The sequence below is a fragment of the Lichenicola cladoniae genome, assembly GCF_013201075.1.
In the GTDB taxonomy this organism is placed as follows: Bacteria; Pseudomonadota; Alphaproteobacteria; order Acetobacterales; family Acetobacteraceae; genus Lichenicola; species Lichenicola cladoniae.
On sequence record NZ_CP053708.1, the window covers coordinates 2,634,769 to 2,655,089 of the forward strand.

Consider the following 20,321-nt stretch of genomic DNA (forward strand, 5'->3'; position numbering starts at 1 on the left):
CCAAAATCGCAAAATGCGGAATCACCCGCGCCGATAGTTCTGCCGCGTCCTATATTGATACCGATGCATGATGCCGATTCACCCGCCACCATTCCGGCACTCGTCGCCGGCTACGGGCGGGTTTCCCTGCTGACCCCGGACGGCGAGCTCCTGACCCTCACCCGGGCGGAAGGGGCCGCCGCCGTGCGCGACATGCCGCCACCCCTGGTGGTGCATGCGCCCGCGAACGCCAAGCGGCTCGGCCTGCCCGGGCTGGCCGCCTATGACCTGCTGGAGCTGTTCGCCTTCGTGATGCCGGCGCGCTCGGCGGCGCCGACGCCGCGCGGGCTGGCGTTGGCACTGGGACTGGAGCCGGACGAGATCGGCGATGCCGACGCGTCGCTGCTGCCGGAACTGGCCTCGATGCTGCTCGAGCGGGCGAGCCAGCTCGACCATACCGCGTCGGGGCCTGAGATCCGTGCGCTGGTGCTACGCATGCGGCAGGCGGGCTGGAGCTGGGGACCGGTGCTGTGCGAGCGGCTGGGCATCGGCACGATGCTGCCGCCGGAAGCGATGCAGCCGGTCGACGCGATGCGGGTGTGGCGACGACTGCCGAAATGGGAAGAGACCGCACCTCGTCCGGCCCCGGGGCAGCGAGAGGTGGCGCCGCAGGAGGCTCGTGCCCGCCTGACCACGCTGCTGGGTCCCGACGCGGAACAGCGGGTCGGCCAGGCCGACTATGCCGATGCGGCGGCGGCGGCGTTCGCGCCGAGGCTGATGCGCGGCGACCCGCGGCTGGTGCTGGCCGAGGCCGGGACCGGGACCGGCAAGACGCTCGGATATGTGGCGCCGGCCAGTCTGTGGGCGGAGCGGAATGGCGGCACGGTCTGGATCAGCACGTACACGAGGCACCTGCAGCGCCAGATCGAGACCGAGCTGAAGCGGTTGCATCCCGATGCGGCCACGCGGCGCCGGAAGGTGGTGCTGCGCAAGGGACGCGAGAACTATCTGTGCCTGCTGAACCTGGAGGAGGCGGTGAACGCCACCGCCGCCAACAGCCGGGGCGCGGCGCCGTCGTCGATCATCCCGCTATCGCTGCTGGTGCGCTGGGCCGGGTCGACCACCGACGGCGACGTGGCGGGCGGCGACCTGCCCGGCTGGTTCGCGGAGCTGTTCGGCCACGGGACCACCGCCGGGCTCGCGGACCGTCGCGGCGAGTGCATCCATGGCGCCTGCCCGCACTACACGCGCTGCTACATCGAGCACGGGATCAGGCGCGCGCGTGACGCCGACCTGGTGGTGGCGAACCATGCGCTGGTGATGGCGCAGGCGGCTTGGCACAGCCGGTTCGGCGACACCGCCGACGAGGATGCGGTGCCGACCCGCTACGTGTTCGACGAGGGCCATCACCTGATGGAGGCGGCCGACAGCGCCTTCTCGGCCGAGCTGTCCGGGCTGGAGGCGGCGGAGCTGCGGCGCTGGCTGCTCGGCGCCGAGGGCAGCCGGTCGCGGGCGCGCGGGCTTCGTCGACGGCTGGACGAACTGGTGGTCGGGCAGCCGGACCTGGAAACGCCGATGGAGACGGCGCTGATGGCGGCGCGTGCACTGCCGGCGCCGGGCTGGTCGATGCGGATGTCCGACGAGACGCGGCCGCTGCTGCAGGGTCCGGAAACGCTGGATGCGGGGATCGCCGAGGCATCCAACCCGACCGAGGCGCTGCTGCATCTGTTGCGGCAGCAGGTGCTGGCGCGGGCCGGCACGCGCGGCGAGGCGTTCGGGGCGATGGAGTGCGACCTGCAGCCGGTGTCCGAGGAGCTGGGCGAAGCCGCGTCCCGGCTCGAGCGGGCGCTGGTGCGGATCGCGGAGCCGCTGACCACGCTGGTCAACCGGCTGCTGGCCAAGCTGGAGGAAGAGGCGGACACGCTCGATACGGCGACGCGTGGGCGCATCGAGGCGGCGACCCGCACGATCCGCAGGCGGGCGATCTCGCGGCTGGAAGCCTGGATCGCGATGCTGCGTGCGGTGTCGGAACCGGATGCGGCGGACGACAATAGTGTCGGACCCCGGAGCCACGTGATGTTCCTGCGGCTGGAGAAACGGTTCGCCGGGCCGCGCAATGCGCAGGGGAACCAGGGCGCCGGCGAACGGGATGTCGGGCTGCACCGGCACTGGCTCGACCCGACGCTGCCGTTCGCGGCGGCGGTGGCGGCACCCGCGCATGGTTTGCTGGTGACGTCGGCGACGTTGCGCGACGAGCCGGGAGCCGGACAGTTCGGCGCGCAGGAGGATGCGGACGAGGCGTGGGCCAGTGCCGAGGCGCGGGTCGGCGCGACTCACCTGCCCTCGCCTGCGCTGCGGGCGGCGTTGGCAAGTCCGTTCGACTATGCGCGCCAGACCCGGGCGCTGATCGTGACCGACGTGGCACATGACGATATCGGGGCACTGGCGGCAGCGTATCGCGCGTTGTTCCTGGCGTCCGGAGGTGGCGGGCTCGGGCTGTTCACCGCCATCAGCCGACTGCGCCAGGTGCATGAGCGGCTGGCCGTGCCGCTGGAGGAAGCCGGCATCCCGCTGTTCGCGCAGCACATGGATGCGATGGACAATGCCACGCTGGTGGACGTGTTCCGCACCGAACAGGATAGCTGCCTGCTTGGCACCGACGCGATGCGCGACGGCGTGGACGTGCCCGGTCGGGCACTGCGGCTGGTGGTGTTCGAGCGGGTGCCGTGGCCGAGGCCGGACATCCTGCATCGCGAGCGCCGGATCCACCTCTCCGGCGGCGCGCCGACCGCCTATGACGACCGGATCGCGCGGCTGCGGCTGCGACAGGCGTTCGGCCGGCTGATCCGGACCGCGACGGACCAGGGGGTGTTCGTGCTGCTCGACCGCCGCACCCCGACCCGGCTGTTCTCGGCTTTCCCGAACGGAGTGGTGGCGCGACGCGTCGGGCTGGCCGAGGCGGTGGCGGAAACCCGGGAGTTCCTGTCGGCGCAGGCGCTAACGCACGCGCAGGTGCGTTGAGGGCTGTCGCACGTGGTTCGATGAAAGCCGGATCCTGTCCGGAGGCTGATGTAGTGCCCAAGGTTGAGCGAAGGAAAGACCGATGAAGATCAAGTTCTATGCCCATGCCAGCTTCCGCTTCGAGGCGGACGGCATCGCCGTTATCACCGACCCCTATACGCCGGGAAAGAGCGGGTTCGAACCGATCAACGAGGCAGCCGATCTGGTGATCATGAGCTCGCGGACGGATGATTTTCATTCCGATCCGAGCCATATCGAAGGCAGCCCGACGCTCGTGAACGCCCTGGAATTGCCGTCCGAGGGGGCTGTGGTCTGCGGCATCCCGATCCGCGGCTTCGAAGCCTACGAGAGCAGGACGTTCGACTTCCAGGCCGAACGTGGCCGGGATGCGGATGCCAACGCCCTGTATCACTTCACCCTGGGTGGGCTGAGGGTGCTTCACATGGGCGACCTGGGTAATCCGGTCGATCCGGCACAGCTCGCAGCGCTTGCCGGCCAGGTGGACATCCTGCTGGCCCTGACCGGGGAGCACGCCACCATCGCACTCGACGATCTGGCCGTGGCGATCGATGCCATCCGGCCGCGCATCGTGATCCCGATGCATTACTGGCACGAACGCGGCGTGCTGAAGATCGAGAAGGTGGATCAGTTCGTGAAGCGATATCCGGCCGAGCAGGTGACGCTGCTGGAGACGTCCGAATTCGAGATCACGCCGGAAACGCTGCCATCTGCGGGTGAGATGCGCGTGGTCGTGTTGCAGCAGGCCCGATAGGCGAGCAAGCGACCAGGCGAGGGTGATCTGGTTGCCGGCATGTCTCGGAACCGGCTGTCCGGAGGAGGCGTCGGTGGGTCCGGTCCTCGTTCGGGATCCGGCAAGTGCGATGATCCTGGCTTGAGGAACACAGTCCGTCTCCGCCGACCCTCGTCATATCGGACCAGTCTCGGTCCGACGACGGCGAGCTGCACGAGCCGAATTATCGAGAACATCGAAGGCGCGACTGGAACCCCTATCCCGGATCGCCGGCACCGTTGAAGCAGTGCCGCGATCGGGCGGGCTAGGCCAGGATGCCGGTCAGCCGGCGCTGGCCGACCTTTCCGGGTCAGTCGAGAGGTTTGAGATTGGTGGCGGCTGCCTTGCCGCGCTCCATCACGATCTCGTAGCCGACCTTCTGGCCCTCGTTCAGACCGCGCAGGCCGGCGGCCTGGACCGCGGTGATATGGACGAAGACGTCCTTGCCGCCGTCATCGGGCATGATGAAGCCGAAACCCTTTGTGGTGTTGAACCACTTCACTGAACCGATCGCCATGTCGGTTTATCCTTCTCGCCGCCAGGCCGGTGCGCCGTAATCCGTCCGCTCCGAAGCCCACGCTGGAGATGATGGTGCGGCACCGGCCTATTTCGTTATGGGGGCAGAAAGGTTCCGTGGTGTCAATCATTTCGACGATGCTGCGCAGGACGCGAAAAGGGGCGGCCCTTTGCAGGACCGCCCCTTCCGGTAAGCGACTTTTAAGGCGCTGACGCGTCTTAGAAGTCCATGTCGCCCATGCCGCCGCCCGGAGGTCCGCCAGCGGGGGCCTTCTTCTCGGGCTTGTCGGCAATCATCGCCTCGGTGGTGACGAGCAGGCCTGCGACCGAGGCCGCATCCTGCAGTGCCGTCCGGACGACCTTGGTCGGGTCGATGATGCCGGCCGCGACGAGGTTCTTGTATTCGCCGAGCTGTGCGTCGAAGCCGAACGCGTACTCGGGGTTCTCAAGGACCTTGCCGGCGATCACGGCGCCGTCTTCGCCCGCGTTTTCCGCAATCTGGCGGAGCGGGGTCTGGATCGCCTTGCGGATGATCTCGATGCCGAACTTCTCATCCTCGTTGGCCGGGATCAGGTTGGCGAGCTCGAGCGAAGCGCGGGCGAGTGCCGTGCCGCCGCCGGGAACAATGCCTTCCTCAACCGCAGCGCGGGTCGCATGCAGCGCGTCGTCGACGCGATCCTTGCGCTCCTTCACTTCGACCTCGGTGGAGCCGCCGACGCGAATGACCGCGACGCCGCCTGCCAGCTTGGCCAAACGCTCCTGCAGCTTCTCGCGGTCGTAGTCCGAGGTGGTCTCCTCGATCTGCGCACGGATCTGGCTGCAACGACCCTGGATGTCGGCTTTCTCGCCAACGCCCTCGATGATGGTCGTGTTTTCCTTCTCGATGTGAATCTTCTTGGCGCGACCCAGCATGGCGAGGGAAACGGTCTCGAGCTTGATGCCGAGATCTTCGCTGATGACCTGACCACCGGTCAGGATCGCGATATCCTCGAGCATCGCCTTTCGACGATCGCCGAAGCCCGGTGCCTTGACGGCAGCGATCTTCAGGCCGCCACGCAGCTTGTTGACGACGAGGGTCGCCAGCGCTTCGCCATCGACGTCTTCGGCGATGATGAGCAGCGGACGGCCGGACTGCACGACGCTCTCGAGCAGCGGCAGCATCGGCTGAAGCGACGAGAGCTTCTTCTCGTGGATCAGGATGTACGGCTGATCGAGATCAGCAATCATCTTCTCGGCGTTGGTGATGAAGTACGGGGAGATATACCCGCGATCGAACTGCATGCCCTCGACGACATCGAGCTCGGTCTGGATGCCCTTGGCTTCCTCGACGGTGATGACACCCTCGTTGCCGACCTTCTGCATCGCACGGCTGATCATCTCGCCGATCTCGGTCTCGCCATTGGCGGAGATCGTGCCGACCTGTGCGGTCTCTTCCGGCGTGGTGATCTTCTTGGTGTTCTTCTCGAGTTCCTTGACCACGTGAGCCACGGCCTTGTCGATGCCGCGCTTGAGACCCATCGGGTTCATGCCGGCGGCAACGGCCTTCAGGCCCTCGCGGACGATCGACTGTGCGAGAACGGTGGCGGTGGTGGTGCCATCGCCTGCAACGTCGTTGGTCTTCGAGGCCACTTCACGCACCATCTGTGCGCCCATGTTCTCGAACTTGTCGGAAAGCTCGATTTCCTTGGCGACCGTCACACCGTCCTTGGTGATGCGGGGCGCGCCGAAGCTCTTGTCGATGACGACATTGCGGCCCTTCGGACCGAGCGTCACCTTCACGGCGTCTGCAAGAATGTCGACGCCGCGCAGCATGCGCTGGCGGGCTTCGCTACCGAAGCGAACGTCTTTAGCAGCCATGTTCAATTCTCCTTTGGAGCAAAACGATCAGAGAGCGTGTCGAAAAGACCAGGCCTGAGATCAGGCGGCCTGCTCGATGACGCCCATGATGTCGCTCTCTTTCATGATCAGCAGCTCTTCGCCGTCGATCTTGACTTCGGTGCCCGACCACTTGCCGAACAGGATGCGGTCGCCTGCCTTGACGTCCAGGGCGACGATAGCGCCCTGCTCGTTACGGGCGCCGGCGCCGACGGCAATGATCTCGCCTTCCATCGGCTTCTCTTTGGCAGTGTCGGGGATGATGATGCCGCCCGCGGTCTTCTCTTCGCCGGTGATGCGCTTAACGACGACGCGGTCGTGCAGTGGACGGAACTTCGCCATAGCGGTTCGCTCCTCAAAGCGTTGGCGGCGCCCCTCTAGAGGCGACGTCGCCGGTTGTTGTGCGTCCGGGCTTCGAGCCGACCACGGTAACCGCGGTTGGCACTCGGGGCCCGGGAGTGCCAAACGCGATGTAGGCGCTGCCATGGAGTGTGTCAAGAAATTGGCAGCACTCTCGGGTATAGAGTGCCAATCCGTTGATCTCGCATGCTTTTTTGTTGCGAACCAGGCCCTGGACCAGCCAGGATCGACGGAGCGTCACGTACTGTTCACGCATCCGACGCTTATCGGAGGTGCCATGTCGCTGTCTCTGCAGCTGAAGGACTACCGGCTGACCACGGCCGAAATCCTCTACCGCCTGCCCGACCATCCCGCCGTGCTGCAAAGCTATATCTGGCAGGAACTGGACATCGCCCCAGCCTATCCGGTGCTGCACAAGTTCCTTGGATTCTGGGAACGCAAGATCGAGGGACGACTGCATTCGGTCAGGGTCGGTTCGCTCGACCTGGTTGCCTCGGCGCGGGTGCGCTTGCCGGGACTGGTCCTCACTCTCCAGTAGCGACGGGGTCCGGGTCGATCCGGGCGCCATCGAGCAAGGCCTTGCCGCGCGCTGCGTCGGCCTCGTCCCGGGCTATTTGGGCGGGCGTGCGGCCGAAGCGGCTGCGATTGTCGGCCGCCTGCTGCGCGTCCTGCTTGCGGGCGCGCTGTCGACGGTGGGTTCTCAGATTGACGATATCGCCCATGCCGCAACCTGCCATGGAACGGCGAGACCAATCCAGCGGCCGGGCTAGTTCACGGCGGGCATGGATGCGGGTGCGGGCCCGTCGCCGCACGCGGCCAGATAGGATGCTGCCTGCGCGCTTCCGGATATCGACTTGGACCAGGACTGTGCAAGCGGCGTGACGAGGACCGTCATCGACCGGGACGTCCCCAGTTTTTCGAGCAGCGCGATGCCCTGCGACTGGGGCAACTCACCGTTGAGTTCGTCGCCGGACGCGTTGGCGAGGGCCGACAGATCGACCGTGCGCGTCCGCAACGTTACGGTTGGCGTCGCCCGGCGCTGGAATGCTCAGCCGTCGTTCCCGAGACTGAACCCGACAGTGTCGGCCCCGGGGCCGGTGGCCGCGAGCATGATGATCATGGCGTGACCCGGCCCACTGATCGGGACGGTGCAACCGATGCCTCGCATGCTGATCCAGTCGCCCATGCGGACGCGATCGGGGGCGGGTACGCGTTCCGGCAGAGCGGAGGCATGCTGGCGTGCGCAGACGAACACCTGATCGAGCTTGGGTCCGACCCGGTCCAGGGCGACGTCGAACCCGGTATGCAGCACATCGTCCAGCGACACATGCATCGTCGTGTTCCGCATCAGCAGCGAGTTCAGCCTGGCGAGGGCGGCGGGACCGCTGAAGTCGGCCAGGACCGCATGGTTTCCGATGCCTGTGCGCGTCCTGACGCCTGCATCTGATCGGACGGTCCAATCCCGGGTGTGAAGGTGATGGTCCAGTGCAGCCACGTCGGCGTACGGTACGACCATCTCGACTGTGTCACCGCGACAAAGAGTTCCTTCGGCCGGACCGGCGCGTACTCCACCGCGATCGTGGCACCGGCGCGGGCAGCATCCTCGTGCGCCCGTCCGGAATAGACGCGGCACGCTACCTTCGACGGCGAAACGGCGACGCCAGGGGGTGCCTTGAAGTCCGTGGCCGCACCATCATCGCCAGAAGCGGCGGCACCCGCGGGTGCAAAGGCGGTCGCGCAGGCGAGCATCACGGCGGCCAATCGGGTTCGGAAAGGCTTCATCGCGGCGGAGCGCTCCGGGCACGGTCGGTCGAAAGCTGACCAGTCGGATACAGTCGGCGACTGCTTGACGCCGCGCGCGCTGTTGTTGCAACGACTCGGTCCAGTGCGAGTGTCTGCCGGCAGGTTGTCCGGCCTGCTGTCACCTAAACGCCACGTTGCGGTGAACGACGCGTTTCGATATCGAACCGGACGATGCAACCGTCGTTGTGACGGCGCGAAGTTCAATTACGAGGGGACGTTACACATGCTCGGCACTATTCTCCTGATCATCCTGATCCTGCTGGTCATCGGTGCGCTGCCGACCTGGGGCTACAGCGGCCAGTGGGGTTATTTCCCCTCAGGTGGCCTCGGGCTGGTCCTGCTGGTCGTGATCATCCTGCTGGTGCTCGGCCGGATCTGATCCCGGTCCAAGCGAAAGCGGCCGGACCATATCGGGTCCGGCCGTTATCCTTCAGGTTCGATCCAGCACGCGGCCGGCGATGACGGTCAGCCGGCTCACCATCTCAGGATCGCGCGCCGCCGGCGCGGTCATGACGGCGTGTTCCAGGGCGCGGTCGCACCCGGCCCAGCAGGGGTCGCGACCCTGGCCCAGCACCGGGATGACGGCGCGGATCAGGTTCCGTGCGTTCTCGGCGTTCGACATCATGACACCGACCACCTCCTCGACCGTCACCGCGTCGTGGCCCTCGCGCCAGCAATCATAGTCGGTCACCATCGCCACGGTGGCGTAACAAATCTCGGCTTCGCGGGCGAGCTTGGCTTCCGGCATGTTGGTCATGCCGACCACCGAGCAGCCCCAACTCCGGTACAGGTTGCTCTCGGCACGCGTCGAGAATTGCGGGCCTTCCATGACGATGTAGGTGCCGCCGCGGGTGACCGGCAGGCCGAGCCCGCGCGCGCTGGTCTCCAGCACGTCCCCGATGCGCGGGCAGAGCGGGTCGGCGACCGAGACGTGGGCGACCAGGCCGGTGCCGAAGAAGCTCTTCTCCCGCGCGAAGGTGCGGTCGATGAACTGGTCGATCACCACGAAATGGCCGGGCGGCAACTCCTCCTTCAGGCTGCCGACGGCGGACAGCGAGACGATGTCGGTGACGCCGGACTGCTTCATCGCCGAGATGTTGGCGCGGTAGTTCAGCTCGGATGGCGGGATCGGGTGCCCGCGTCCGTGGCGCGGCAGGAACACGCAGCGCACGCCGTCGAGACGGCCGAACAGCAGCGCGTCGGAGGGCGCGCCCCAGGGGGTTTCGACCCGGCGCCATTCCTTATCTTCCAGGCCCTCGATGTCGTAGAGGCCGGAGCCGCCGATCAGGCCGATGACAGGCTCGATGAGTTCGTTCGCTTCAACCGACATTCGACCAGATCCGACGCTTGAGGAAAAACAACAGCCCGATCAGCAGGGCCACGTAGAGCACGACACTGGCGCCGACCCGGCGGCGCTGGTCGAGATGCGGTTGCGCCGCCCACCCGAGGAAGGTGGCGACGTCGTGCGCCATCTGCGGCACGGTCGCCTTGATGCCGTTGGTGAAGGCGACCTGCCCGGCATGCAGTGGTGGCGGCATGGCGATCTGCTGCAGGGGGGCGGCGATGTTGTAGTAGCTGCCCGGCGATAGGGCGAGGCCGGCGGGCGGCGGGCGATAGCCGGTCAGCAGGCTCTCGATATACCGCTCGTGGCCGGGCAGCGTCAGAGCAAGCCGCGACATGTCCGGGGGGAGCGCACCGTTATTGGCGGTGCGGGCGGCGGCATCGTTTGGGAACGGCGACGGCAAATGGTCGTCGGGACGGCCGGCGCGACGGACCGGTTGGCCCTCGGCATCGACGCCGTCGAGCCGGGTGTGGGCGGCGGCGAGCGTGGCGATCTGCTCGTGATCCAGGCCGAGCCCGGCGAGGTCGGTGTAGGTGACCTGTTTCATCGAGTGGCAGGCGCTGCAGACCTGGGCATAGACGGCATAGCCGCGCTGGGCGCTGGCGAGGTCGGTGGCCCGGGCCACTAACGGTGCGGCGATGGCGACTGCCAGCGGGAGGAACAAGCGACGCATCAGCGCGCGCCGCCGGCGATGCTGTCGGGTTCCGGCAGGGTACGCTCGAAGCGCGGCAGCAGCGGCAGCACCACCAGGAAATGGATGAACCAGTAGAGCGCGGCGAGCCGGCTGATTGCCAGCCATAGTCCCTCGGGGCGCTTCAGGCCGGCGATGCCGAGCAGCACGAAGGACAGCAGCAACAGCGGCATCAACCAGCGATAGATCGGGCGGTAGCGCGCGCTGCGCACCGGCGAGCGGTCCAGCCAGGGGATCGCGAACAGCACCAGGATGCTGCCGACCGCCAGCACCAGGCCGCCGAGCTTGGAAGGCACGGCGCGCAGGATCGCGTAGAACGGCGCGAAGTACCATTCCGGCGAGATGTCGGCCGGCGTGCTGAGCGGATTGGCCTCGACATAGTTGTCGGACAGGGTCAGCCAGCCTGGCAGGAAGAACACCAGGATCGCGAACACCAGCACGAACACGGCGAGGCCAAGACCGTCCTTCGTGGTGTAGTACGGATGGAACGGGATGGTGTCGCGCGGGCCCTTCACCTCGACGCCGGTCGGGTTGTTGGAGCCTGTGATGTGCAGGGCCGCCACATGCAGCACCACCACGCCGATCGCGGCGAAGGCCATCACGAAGTGCAGCACATAGATCCGGTGCAGCGAGGCGTCGCCGATGGTCGGGCCGCCCTGCAGCAGCCCGGCCAGCCAGTGGCCGAGCACGGGGATTGCAGAGGCGGCGTTGGTGGCGACCACCAAGCCCCAGTAGGACATCTGGCCCCAGGGCAGGATGTAACCGGCGAATGCGGCGGCCATCACCATCGCCAGCAGCGCCATGCCGGTCAGCCAGAGCACCTCGCGCGGGCTCTTGTAGGAGCCGTAGTACAGGCTGCGCCACGTGTGCACATAGAGCACCGCAAAGAACATCGACACGCCGCCCATGTGGATCGAACGGAGTAGCCAGCCGCTCGGCACCTGGCGGTCGATCGCCTCGACGCTGGCGAAGGCGAGCGAGGTGCTGGCGGTGTAGTGCAGCGCCAGGAAGATGCCGCTGAGCAACAGCACTGCTAGCGCCACCGTGGTGAAAGCGCCGAAATTCCACAGATAGTTGAGGTTGCGCGGCATCGGGTAGGCCACGTATTCGCGGCGGAACCCTGAGATCAGCGGCAGTCGGGCATCGAACCAGTGGGCGATCGGATGCGACGCGGCCGGCAATGCCGAGGTCGGTTCGCGGCCATAGCGGTGCTCGGCGATCTGGTCGTCCGCATCGGCCGGCAGGGCGGCGTCGGGCTGCGCGCCGGGAGCAGGGTCGTCCGGCCGCTGGGCCATGCAGTATTCCTCTAGGCAAGCTGGCCGGTCGGAGCGCGACCGGCACGGGATGTATTATGGTTCGCCGGTCTTCACCAGCAAATGGCATGCCTTCGGGTCGAGCATGCCGGCGCGATCCGATATAAGGGCGCGATGACCAGCACGACCGATGATATCCCGTCCCTGCCCCCGGCCCCTGCCGACACGTCCGGCCGGCCGCCGCACGAGGCGTTGAAATCGGCGGCGCGGGCCTGGTTCGAGGGGCTGCGCGACCGGCTGTGCGACACGTTCGAGGCGATCGAGCGGGAGCAGGACGGGCCGCTGTCGGACCGGCCGCCCGGCACGTTCGAGCGCAAGCCCTGGAGCCGGCTCGAGGACGGCGCCGGCGGTGGCGGGGTGATTGGGCTGATGCGCGGCCGGGTGTTCGAGAAGGTCGGCGTCAACGTCTCGACGGTCGAGGGCGAGTTCAGCCCGGAGTTCCGCAGCCAGATCCCGGGTGCGGAGGAGGATCCGCGCTTCTGGGCGTCCGGGATCAGCCTGGTGGCGCACATGCAGAGCCCGCTGGTGCCGGCCGCGCATTTCAACACGCGCATGCTGATCACCACCAAGGGCTGGTTCGGCGGCGGCGGCGACATCACGCCGATGCGGCCCGAGGCGCAGAAGTCCCAGGCGGACGCGATCCGCTTCCACGACGCGTTCCGGGTGGCCTGCGAGAAGCACGACCCGGACTATTACCCGCGCTTCAAGGAGTGGTGCGACCGGTACTTCTTCCTGCCGCATCGCAACGAGCCGCGCGGACTGGGCGGGATCTTCTATGACCGGTTCTTCAGCGGCGACGCGGACGCGGACTTCGCCTTCACCCGCGATGTCGGCGAGGCGTTTCTCGGGTCCTACCCGGGAATTGTCCGGGATCGCATGCGGCAGGGCTGGAGCGAGGAGGAACGCGAGCATCAGCTCGTCCGCCGCGGGCGCTACGTCGAGTTCAACCTGATCCATGATCGCGGGACCCTGTTCGGGCTGAAAACCGGGGGAAACGTTGAGGCAATCCTGATGAGCCTGCCGCCGGAAGTGCGCTGGCCATGACCGGATTGCGCGATTCCGGGGGCGTCGATCCCATCGCACGATCCAGGGACGCCACATTTGGGACATCGTTTGCGGTGATGTATGACGGTCGGATGAACTGCAAGGCCAACCGTCGTTGACCAGGGTATCTCGGTGACTGTGGACAGCCCGCTTCCGCGTCGGGCACTGCTACTGGGTCTTCCGGCTGCGGCGCTTGCGGCGACGATCGGGTCGCGGGCGGCACGCGCAACCGGCGGCAGGCAGACCGATCCGGTCCAACTGGCGTCCGCGACGTTGGAACAAGGCCCCTCCACTCTCCGCGACCCGACGCTCCTGGTTGCCGGCCCTGCCGATGCCGGACCAGGCTTGTGGGCCAAGCTGCTGGCGCCGCGCCTTGGTGCTGCGATGATGACGCAGTCCGCCCTGTCCGTGTCCGCCACCGGTGGGCGCGACGGCGTGACGGGCGCCAACGCGTTCGAGGCGTTGACCACGCCGGACGGATCCACGGCGATGCTGGTCCCAGGAGCTGCGGCGATCGCCTGGCTCGCGGGAGACCCGAGGGTGCATTTCGATGCCGGACGCTGGGTGCCGGCGCTGGCCAGCCTGTCGTCGGGCGTGCTGGTTGCCAAGGTCGATCCGGCCGGGATTCTGGCCGGGCGGCATCTGCGCGTGGCGGCCTCGACCGCGACCGGGCCGGAACTGCCGGCGCTGCTGGGGCTGTCGATGCTCTCGGCCGAGCCCTCCCCGGTTTTCGGTCTGTCGGAGCCGCAGGATGCGGTGGCGGCGCTGAAGGACGGAAGGGTGGATGCGGTGTTCCTGACCGGCCACGACGTGCCGCAGCGGCTCAAGGTGCTGGTGCGTGCGGGCTACGTGCCGCTGTTCTCGCTGGGCGGCAGCGACGACGATATCGAGGTGCGCGATCCGGCGGTGCCGAACGTGGCGACGTTCGCCGAGCGGTTCCGGCAGCAGAATGCGCGGTCGCCGAGCGGACCGCTGTTCTCGGCCTGGCGCTCGACGGCTGCGGCGGCGCGGCTGGATGTGGCGCTGGTGCTGCCGATGCTCTCACCGGCCACGGTGGTCGCGCGGTGGCGGAGTGCCTGCCAGACGGCACTCGGAGATGTAGGGCTGGTGAGTGCGGCCAAGACCGCGCAAGTCAATCCGGTGCCGGCTCCCGAGTGTGTGCAGGCGCTGGCGCGGATCGGGGCGGACGAGACGACGCAGTTGACGCTGCGGCGGTGGCTGGCAGTCAGGAAGGATTGGCGGCCGGCTTGAGAATCTGGAGGGCCACATGGATAAGGTGTTTCTGCTTAACAGAAGCCACTGCTTACCAGTGAAGCCTGAGGCGACATAACCTGAGGTCGAGAACTTCAGATATCACCCGTAGTGGTTAATGTTGTTTCCCACGTAACAGCGCTCGCGGCTCTTTCAGGCACCTATCCGTCGCTCCTAGGGAATACGCCGCGGGCGTTCTGATTCCCGGCTGGCGTCGCAGGCTCCATCCGTTCCAGCGTGTGAAGCAGCATCGTCATACGCAGGCGCTGGCGAGACGGCCGGCGTGACGGCTCTTCCCCGGCGTCAGTCTCACCATCGGCCGATTCCGTAAATCCATCGAACCGCGTAATTCATAAACCGGTGCAGAACCGGATGAATGTTGTGCGCGTTGTCTCGGGCAAAGGCCTGGCTTCGAGGTAATCGAATTAAAGATTAAAGTTAAACCCGTCTCTACAGGCTTATTGATTGGTAACTTATTACCCTCTCTAAATAAAGATCGACTTGAGCGGCTGTAACGAGATTAATTAGGTATATTGACTGTCTGTAGACTTAGCCGTTCTAAACCCGGGGCGAGAAACATGATATTCATACACTCGAGTTTCCGGACCGGGAGCACCTATATCTGGTCGCACTTACGGAAGCCGCGATCCACTCTAGCCTACTACGAAATATTCCATGAATCCCTGCACCAACTTCGACCCGAAAATATCGGCGGCTGGCGCCCAACTCTCTGGGATTCGAGGCACCCACCGGGATCGCCATATTTTCTCGAATTCCTGCCCTTATTAGAGGCAGGCGGGGGCCTGAACGGGTTTGACCCTTCAATGAGCTATGCGCGGTTCATTCCAGCAGGAGGCTGTGGTGGCCAAGTCAGCAACGCCGAAGTCACTTATATAGGTCGGCTTATACGGCACGCGGAAGCGCGCGGCCGCATTCCAGTATTGACTTCGACGCGAAGCCTCGGCCGTGTACGTGGTCTTAAACGCAGCGCGCCAGGTCTTCATGTTCTGCTGTACCGGAACCTATTTCAGCAATGGTGTTCGATCAGCCAACAGGTGGAGATCGGAAATCCTTACTTTTTCGATCGCCTCCTCGACTGCGTGCGCCTGAGCCGGCACGATCCAATCCTGGATGACCTGCAGAGAGTATTCCCGCTCGACGGGGCATCGATCGAGAAGCCCGATACATTTGCCGTTTTTGCTCTACTGCATCTGCATCTTTATGCGCAATCCGCAGGAGCCGCTGATCTCGTCATAGATCTCAACCGGCTGGAGAGTAATCCTGCGCATCGCCAGACCGTTGAACGGGCTTTTGCCGGGCAGAACGTCGACGTGGATTTTTCCGACGTCAAGAACGCCACCACTTACTCGCGTTGCCCGTTGGGCACGGCCCGGGAGCTGCAAGAGCGGCTCAAGGTCGTCGGTGACATGATCCTCGACCACGCTCCCGATACGGCGGGCCGCGAGTTCGGGGAGACCGTGCTCTCGGACCTGATCGTCGAGTACGATCGCCACGAATTCTATGCGTCGGGTTCGCGGAAAACGTTGGTCGAATTGCTGGAGCTGAGCCTATCGCGCGATCATCTCCGTCAGCAGATGGCTGTCGTTTCGGCGGAACGTGACGCGCTGCAGCAGCAGGGTGACGAAGCCAGGCATCTGATTGCGCAGCTTCAAAACGGTCACAACAATACCCTGGCTGAACTCGAGCAGGTCCACCATCAGTTGGGCGTCGCTGTTGCCGCCTGCACGATCTCGGCCGCGGAGCGTGAGACAGCGCTTCGCGAAACGGACGCGGTCCGGATCGACCGTGACGCGGCCGTCGCAGCATTTGACCGACTGACGATCGAGCGTGACCGGTTGCTGGCATGGCAACAGGGTGAGCGCAACGAGTGGAACGTCGCACGGGCTGACTCCGCGTCCCGGATCACCCGGCTTCACGCCCAACTGGCCGAGCAGGAAGTCGCTGCTCGCGTGATGCAAGATCAGGCCCAGGCTGCTCAGGCAGACCTCCGGGCAGAGCGCGACAGGGCGCTCGCGGGGGCTCGGCTGGCGTCTCTTGAACGCGACGACCAGCAGACCCTCAACCGGGAACTGTATCAAGCCCGGGCCGAGGCTGTGGCCGATCGGGACCGAGACCGCGCGTGGAGCGGACAGCTCGCCGCCCGGATCAGCCACTTAGAGCAGGAAATCGATCTGCTCGTTGTCGGGTGGTCGACGGAAAGCCCAGGCCGACCTGTCAGGAAGGAGCCTGCATGGTTCACGATCATGCAGGCTTTAAGGCAACGACCAACACCGTGGCGCCAGGTGGCCGACCGGGCACGCGACCTGCAGGACTGGCCACGGGCCGCTCAGGCATACGGGCACTATCTGGAAATGCAGCCCTCGGATCACGCGATCTGGGTCCAGTATGGTCACGCCCTGAAGGAGGCGGGCACTCTCCAATGCGCCCTGGCCGCATATCGCGAGAGCCAGCTTCTGCAGCCGGTCGACGATGATCGCGACACGCATCTGCTGGATCTGCAGCGGCGGCTCACGCTGGATCCACCGGGCCGGACCGACCCCGTCGGTTCGATATCCTCGCCGCAGTTGCTGGTGACGACGACGACCGCGGCCTGGGTGTTGGACACCGGAACCGGGCAGGCTTTTTGCATCCACCAGGGGTGCGGGGTCTATTACGGGATCACCTTCAGCGAGGACACGCTCTTCATCGCCTGCCGCAACGCTGCTGTCGGCGCCGAGCAGGCGACCCAGGATAATGTCATTCTCTGCTTTGATCGGGATCTCGTGCAGCGCGAGGTATTGACGGCCCCCTGGCCGATCCGCGACGTGCACCAGATATTTTATTATGACGGTACACTCTACATCTGCGCCACGTATGACGACGCCGTGCTCGAGTACGATGTCGTGCTCCGAAGCTGGCGGCGATGGCACCCGTTCGGCGAACCGGATGGCGCGCCTGACCAGCATCACATCAATTCGATCCTGGTGGATAGAGACGGCATATTGCTCGCCGGCAATGCGCCTGAAGGCTGGGCGGCCTGGTTCGGGCCCGATCGCGTCTACCTGGAGGAAAACCGCCGTCCGATCGGTTTGGGAACCCACAATGTCTGGCGAGAGCGCGGCAAGATGACGGTCTGCAGCTCCACCGAAGGAGGAATCCGGTCGGAGGATCATCAACTGAGGATCGTAGAGGAGCGTGGCTGGGTGCGCGGCGTGGCCTCGGTCGGGCGGGAGACCTATGTCGGCGTCTCGCAAAATCTGGTCCGTGACGCGCGCGAGCAGTCCGATTGTTCGGTCCTGCGGATCGAGGCCGCCGGCGCAGTTTCTGGGTGCTACACATTTACAAATTATGGGATGTTACATGATCTACGCGTGCTGGGACGGGCAGACTCGACGCATAATGATATCGAGTTCCAGTTGACGAAGGGCGCGCTTGATCGCGTGGATCTCGTTTATCCGATTAGTCCCGCCATGATCAGTCTTCGACTAGATCGGGATTCACAGCACATATAAGGCCAAAGAGAGCTCCATGATTATCTCACATAAATATCGTTTCATCTTCCTGAAAACTACCAAGACCGCAGGCACCAGCCTTGAAGTGTTTCTCTCGACGGTCTGCGCAGAGACCGATGTCGTGACACCTTTCGGAAATCCGTTTCCTCCGCACAGGCCTAGGAATTTCGACGGCTTCTACAACCACATTGCCGGCGATGAGGTTCGGACCAGGGTGGGTGACGATATCTGGAACGAGTACTTCAAATTCTGTGTCGTTCGGAATCCCTGGGACAAGGTCATCTCCCATTACAGCATGGTAAAGAACTCACCAAGACACCGGAATAACGGGAACCCGGATCTGACACTGGACGAGTATCTAGAGCAGGGTCTCTGTAACGTGGACTATTCGATTTACACCGATCAAGTAACAGGTGCTGTCTTGGTTAACCACGTTGCTCGCTATGAGTCCCTGGAACCGGACCTACAACGAATCATGGGATCATTGGCGGTCCCATTTGACGGTGCCCTACATGTTCGAGCCAAAGGCCATTTTCGTACTGACAGGAGACATTACAGAGAAATTCTAAATACGCGGCAGGCAGAGCATATCGCGCAAATATATAGCCACGAGATCAAAATGAACGGTTACTCATTCTGATTTCTGTGCCATGAATGATGGAGCTTGCCCGCAATCTCTACCGGCGAGGGTGATTTTGGCGAGTGGATACGGTCGGTCATAACGTCCAGCCGTCCGCGCTTGAAGCAGCATAATAGGAGTAAAGGCCTATTTTTTACTCATAACCAAAAACTGTGAGTCTCCGCGCGGCTAGTCTTGATCTTCTATCAGGACCATCGTGATCGCATCGCGCCGCTGGGTTATTAACGAGGAGACCTGAACAAACACGCGTGAAGTACTCTCAATGGCGAACCGTTCGGCGCCATCCGACGCGATGGTGTTCACGAACGGAACTAACAAACGTTCTGGGAAACGCAAACATGTCTAGACAAATATCGGCTTTCGCTGCTGCCAAGCGGATCGCTGCGGTCAGTGCTCTCGGTCTGACACTGTCCGCGATTTCCGCCCACGTTCAATCGACTGCACAGCCGCCGGCCCTGCCCTCACCGGCGATCGATTACATCACGACGGTCAATGGCAGCCAGGTCACCTTTCGGCTCTATGCCCCCAACGCGTCCAAGGTCGGTGTATCCTACGGCAATGTCGGACTGGGTCTTACACCCATAGTCACTCCGATGACCAAGAATAGTAAGGGCACCTGGACAGCAACTACCACTCTCTCCCCTAACATGTACGAGTATTTCTTCGATGTGGATGGCTTCCGCTCGATCGATACCGGCGCCTCGCTGCAGAAACCGCAGCGCCAGGTGTCGAGCAGTCTTCTTCTCGTTCCGGGCTCACTTCTCGATGACAATTACGATATTGCCCACGGACAGACCCGGGAGGTGACTTACTACTCCGCTGCCTTGCACAAGGAGCGGCATATGCTGGTCTACACGCCGCCCGGTTACGATGCCTCATCCTCGAGGTATCCGGTCCTCTATTTCTACCATGGTGGTGGCGACACGATCTGGAGTTGGGCCCGGGAGGGCAGAGGTCCCGAAATTCTCGATAATCTCCTGGCACTCCACCTCGTCAAGCCGATGATCCTGGTCATGCCGGACACCCAGACGGATGAGCCGCTTCTTGAGGCGGCCAGCAACTCGACCGACGCCATCAGCAAGAACGCGGCGACTGCCGATGCCGAACTCATCCAGGACATCGTTCCCTACGTCGACGGCAACTTCCACACCATTGCAAACGGCGCCTCACGGGCGATTTCCGGGCTCTCGCTCGGCGGCATCCAGGCGCTGGTTTCCGGACTTGGTCATCTGGGGACGTTCGACTCCATCATCTCGCTCAGCGGCGGTCCGATGTCCGGCTTCGCCAGTACCGTATTGGATAACGGCCTCAAGCAAGCGACTGCAGCGAACAAGACCTTGCGCGAATTCGTGGTCACTGCCGGCGCGTCCGGCGATATCGCCTACCAGAATACGGTCAATTTTCAGCACGAGTTGACCTCACTCGGCTTCAAGGACAAGTTCTACGCCCCGACGGGTTATGCCCATGAGTTCAATTTCTGGCGGACCGCGTTCATCCTCTACACGCCTACCCTGTTTCGCTGAGATCGGGATCAAGTACAGGTCCTGCTGGGTGGCACGATCGGCTGACGTATCGGCGGCATCTCAGGTGCTGCTGAACGTGAGCCGATCGGTTCTTGCGAGGCGCGGGTGCGGCCGATCTTGCTGCACGTGCGTCTGATTTTATTGTCCTTGCTCTACCGATAGGATCGCGACGACCATTTCGCATACGGAACTTACTGCGGCTCTTCCGGTCATGCCCGACGCGCCTACGTTTATATCGCTCACACCACCTCCCCTCGATCCATAGCCTTCAGGAACCTGGCCGTCTGCGCCCTGAGGGCGGCCACCTTCCCCGGGTCCATCTTCTTCAGCGTCTGTAGCGGCATCGCCATGCGTACGTTGCCGCCGAGGCGGTCGGCGTGGCGGGCCATGAAGTCCCAGTAGAGGGCGTTGAACGGGCACGCCTGCGGGCCGGTCGACTGTTTCGGGTCGTCGGCGCAGGGGGCGCAGTAGTCGCTCATGCGGTTGATGTAGGCGCCGGACGCGGCATAGGGCTTGGAGCCCATGATGCCGCCGTCGGCGAACAGCGCCATGCCGCATGTGCCTGTCGAAGCTGGCTCGTCACGCCATACCCCAGCAACGTGGCTGGCAAAACAGGGAGATGGCGCGGATGTTGGTTGCCGCCGAACGCCACGAGCGTCTT

At 64.5% G+C, this 20,321-nt stretch carries 19 protein-coding genes; 9 read left to right on the forward strand and 10 right to left on the reverse strand.

Features of this window, described 5'->3' with window-relative positions; all coding sequences use genetic code 11:
* Window positions 1–63 precede the first annotated feature (63 nt).
* Both HN018_RS12140 and HN018_RS12145 read left to right on the forward strand, forming a co-directional pair.
* Window positions 64–3,000 (forward strand): ATP-dependent DNA helicase, encoded by a 2,937-nt coding sequence (locus tag HN018_RS12140; protein WP_171835637.1) that lies wholly within the window; start codon window positions 64–66, stop codon window positions 2,998–3,000.
* A gap of 82 nt (window positions 3,001–3,082) precedes the next feature.
* Complete coding sequence (locus HN018_RS12145) at window positions 3,083–3,772, forward strand: MBL fold metallo-hydrolase (RefSeq protein WP_171835638.1); 690 nt, start codon at window positions 3,083–3,085, stop codon at window positions 3,770–3,772.
* A 328-nt stretch (window positions 3,773–4,100) separates the two neighbouring features.
* Here the strand turns inward: HN018_RS12145 and HN018_RS12150 are convergent, their stop codons facing one another.
* From HN018_RS12150 to groES, 3 genes are all read right to left on the reverse strand, one after another.
* A complete protein-coding gene (locus HN018_RS12150; protein WP_171835639.1) occupies window positions 4,101–4,307 on the reverse strand; it encodes a cold-shock protein in 207 nt (68 codons plus the stop codon).
* A 218-nt stretch (window positions 4,308–4,525) separates the two neighbouring features.
* On the reverse strand, window positions 4,526–6,163 hold the full coding sequence (groL, locus tag HN018_RS12155; protein WP_171835640.1) for a chaperonin GroEL: 1,638 nt from the start codon (window positions 6,161–6,163) through the stop codon (window positions 4,526–4,528).
* A 60-nt stretch (window positions 6,164–6,223) separates the two neighbouring features.
* A complete protein-coding gene (groES, locus tag HN018_RS12160) occupies window positions 6,224–6,523 on the reverse strand; it encodes a co-chaperone GroES (protein WP_171835641.1) in 300 nt (99 codons plus the stop codon).
* A 295-nt stretch (window positions 6,524–6,818) separates the two neighbouring features.
* Between groES and HN018_RS12165 the strand changes: the two genes are divergently transcribed.
* Complete coding sequence (locus tag HN018_RS12165; protein WP_171835642.1) at window positions 6,819–7,079, forward strand: usg protein; 261 nt, start codon at window positions 6,819–6,821, stop codon at window positions 7,077–7,079.
* Here the strand turns inward: HN018_RS12165 and HN018_RS12170 are convergent.
* The 3 genes from HN018_RS12170 to HN018_RS12180 are packed head-to-tail and all read right to left on the reverse strand — an operon-like array spanning window position 7,066 to window position 8,057.
* Window positions 7,066–7,263: a DUF4169 family protein gene (locus HN018_RS12170; RefSeq protein ID WP_171835643.1), complete on the reverse strand. Its 198-nt coding sequence runs from the start codon at window positions 7,261–7,263 to the stop codon at window positions 7,066–7,068. The genes HN018_RS12165 and HN018_RS12170 overlap by 14 nt on opposite strands.
* Before the next feature lie 44 nt (window positions 7,264–7,307).
* Window positions 7,308–7,556, reverse strand: a complete 249-nt coding sequence (locus tag HN018_RS12175; RefSeq protein WP_171835644.1) for a hypothetical protein — start codon at window positions 7,554–7,556, stop codon at window positions 7,308–7,310.
* Between the two features lie 33 nt (window positions 7,557–7,589).
* Window positions 7,590–8,057, reverse strand: a complete 468-nt coding sequence (locus HN018_RS12180) for a hypothetical protein (protein WP_171835645.1) — start codon at window positions 8,055–8,057, stop codon at window positions 7,590–7,592.
* A gap of 510 nt (window positions 8,058–8,567) precedes the next feature.
* On the opposite strand from HN018_RS12180, the gene HN018_RS12185 reads away from it, so the two are divergent.
* Window positions 8,568–8,723: a DUF3309 family protein gene (locus HN018_RS12185; RefSeq protein WP_171835646.1), complete on the forward strand. Its 156-nt coding sequence runs from the start codon at window positions 8,568–8,570 to the stop codon at window positions 8,721–8,723.
* A 51-nt stretch (window positions 8,724–8,774) separates the two neighbouring features.
* Here the strand turns inward: HN018_RS12185 and HN018_RS12190 are convergent, their stop codons facing one another.
* The 3 genes from HN018_RS12190 to HN018_RS12200 are packed head-to-tail and all read right to left on the reverse strand — an operon-like array spanning window position 8,775 to window position 11,672.
* Window positions 8,775–9,674, reverse strand: a complete 900-nt coding sequence (locus tag HN018_RS12190) for an S-methyl-5'-thioadenosine phosphorylase (RefSeq protein WP_171835647.1) — start codon at window positions 9,672–9,674, stop codon at window positions 8,775–8,777.
* Window positions 9,664–10,359 (reverse strand): cytochrome c1, encoded by a 696-nt coding sequence (locus HN018_RS12195; protein ID WP_171835648.1) that lies wholly within the window; start codon window positions 10,357–10,359, stop codon window positions 9,664–9,666. Before HN018_RS12195 ends, HN018_RS12190 begins: the two co-directional genes overlap by 11 nt.
* Window positions 10,359–11,672 carry a cytochrome b gene (locus HN018_RS12200; protein ID WP_171835649.1) on the reverse strand — a complete coding sequence of 438 codons (1,314 nt, stop codon included), beginning with the start codon at window positions 11,670–11,672 and terminating at the stop codon, window positions 10,359–10,361. The genes HN018_RS12195 and HN018_RS12200 overlap by 1 nt, the downstream gene beginning before the upstream one ends.
* Window positions 11,673–11,804: 132 nt before the next feature.
* On the opposite strand from HN018_RS12200, the gene hemF reads away from it, so the two are divergent.
* The 5 genes from hemF (at window position 11,805) to HN018_RS12225 (ending at window position 19,660) form a co-directional block, all read left to right on the forward strand.
* Window positions 11,805–12,734 carry an oxygen-dependent coproporphyrinogen oxidase gene (gene hemF, locus HN018_RS12205; RefSeq protein WP_171835650.1) on the forward strand — a complete coding sequence of 310 codons (930 nt, stop codon included), beginning with the start codon at window positions 11,805–11,807 and terminating at the stop codon, window positions 12,732–12,734.
* Window positions 12,735–12,866: 132 nt separating this feature from the next.
* Window positions 12,867–13,985: a hypothetical protein gene (locus tag HN018_RS12210; RefSeq protein WP_171835651.1), complete on the forward strand. Its 1,119-nt coding sequence runs from the start codon at window positions 12,867–12,869 to the stop codon at window positions 13,983–13,985.
* Between the two features lie 824 nt (window positions 13,986–14,809).
* The gene (locus HN018_RS12215) at window positions 14,810–17,497 is read left to right on the forward strand and encodes a tetratricopeptide repeat protein (RefSeq protein WP_171835652.1); all 2,688 of its coding nucleotides are present in this window, start codon (window positions 14,810–14,812) and stop codon (window positions 17,495–17,497) included.
* Window positions 17,498–17,513: 16 nt separating this feature from the next.
* A complete protein-coding gene (locus HN018_RS12220; RefSeq protein WP_171835653.1) occupies window positions 17,514–18,137 on the forward strand; it encodes a sulfotransferase family 2 domain-containing protein in 624 nt (207 codons plus the stop codon).
* 248 nt (window positions 18,138–18,385) lie between these two features.
* Window positions 18,386–19,660, forward strand: coding sequence for an alpha/beta hydrolase-fold protein (locus HN018_RS12225; RefSeq protein WP_171835654.1), 1,275 nt, complete (start codon window positions 18,386–18,388; stop codon window positions 19,658–19,660).
* Window positions 19,661–19,899: 239 nt separating this feature from the next.
* Here HN018_RS12225 and HN018_RS12230 read toward each other — a convergent pair whose 3' ends face one another.
* Entirely contained in the window at window positions 19,900–20,211 is a 312-nt protein-coding gene (locus HN018_RS12230) for a hypothetical protein (protein ID WP_408886716.1), read from the reverse strand.
* Window positions 20,212–20,321: the final 110 nt, after the last annotated feature.

Coding starts and splice junctions, on each gene's coding strand:
- HN018_RS12200 (WP_171835649.1), bottom strand. CDS start 11,672: ATGGCCCAGCGGCCGGACGACCCTGCTCCCGGCGCGCAGCCCGACGCC.
- HN018_RS12180 (WP_171835645.1), bottom strand. CDS start 8,057: ATGGTCGTACCGTACGCCGACGTGGCTGCACTGGACCATCACCTTCAC.
- HN018_RS12230 (WP_408886716.1), bottom strand. CDS start 20,211: ATGGCGCTGTTCGCCGACGGCGGCATCATGGGCTCCAAGCCCTATGCC.
- HN018_RS12165 (WP_171835642.1), top strand. CDS start 6,819: ATGTCGCTGTCTCTGCAGCTGAAGGACTACCGGCTGACCACGGCCGAA.
- HN018_RS12185 (WP_171835646.1), top strand. CDS start 8,568: ATGCTCGGCACTATTCTCCTGATCATCCTGATCCTGCTGGTCATCGGT.
- groES (WP_171835641.1), bottom strand. CDS start 6,523: ATGGCGAAGTTCCGTCCACTGCACGACCGCGTCGTCGTTAAGCGCATC.
- HN018_RS12220 (WP_171835653.1), top strand. CDS start 17,514: ATGATTATCTCACATAAATATCGTTTCATCTTCCTGAAAACTACCAAG.
- HN018_RS12190 (WP_171835647.1), bottom strand. CDS start 9,674: ATGTCGGTTGAAGCGAACGAACTCATCGAGCCTGTCATCGGCCTGATC.
- HN018_RS12145 (WP_171835638.1), top strand. CDS start 3,083: ATGAAGATCAAGTTCTATGCCCATGCCAGCTTCCGCTTCGAGGCGGAC.
- HN018_RS12170 (WP_171835643.1), bottom strand. CDS start 7,263: ATGGGCGATATCGTCAATCTGAGAACCCACCGTCGACAGCGCGCCCGC.
- HN018_RS12150 (WP_171835639.1), bottom strand. CDS start 4,307: ATGGCGATCGGTTCAGTGAAGTGGTTCAACACCACAAAGGGTTTCGGC.
- HN018_RS12195 (WP_171835648.1), bottom strand. CDS start 10,359: ATGCGTCGCTTGTTCCTCCCGCTGGCAGTCGCCATCGCCGCACCGTTA.
- HN018_RS12140 (WP_171835637.1), top strand. CDS start 64: ATGCATGATGCCGATTCACCCGCCACCATTCCGGCACTCGTCGCCGGC.
- HN018_RS12215 (WP_171835652.1), top strand. CDS start 14,810: ATGAGCTATGCGCGGTTCATTCCAGCAGGAGGCTGTGGTGGCCAAGTC.
- hemF (WP_171835650.1), top strand. CDS start 11,805: ATGACCAGCACGACCGATGATATCCCGTCCCTGCCCCCGGCCCCTGCC.
- groL (WP_171835640.1), bottom strand. CDS start 6,163: ATGGCTGCTAAAGACGTTCGCTTCGGTAGCGAAGCCCGCCAGCGCATG.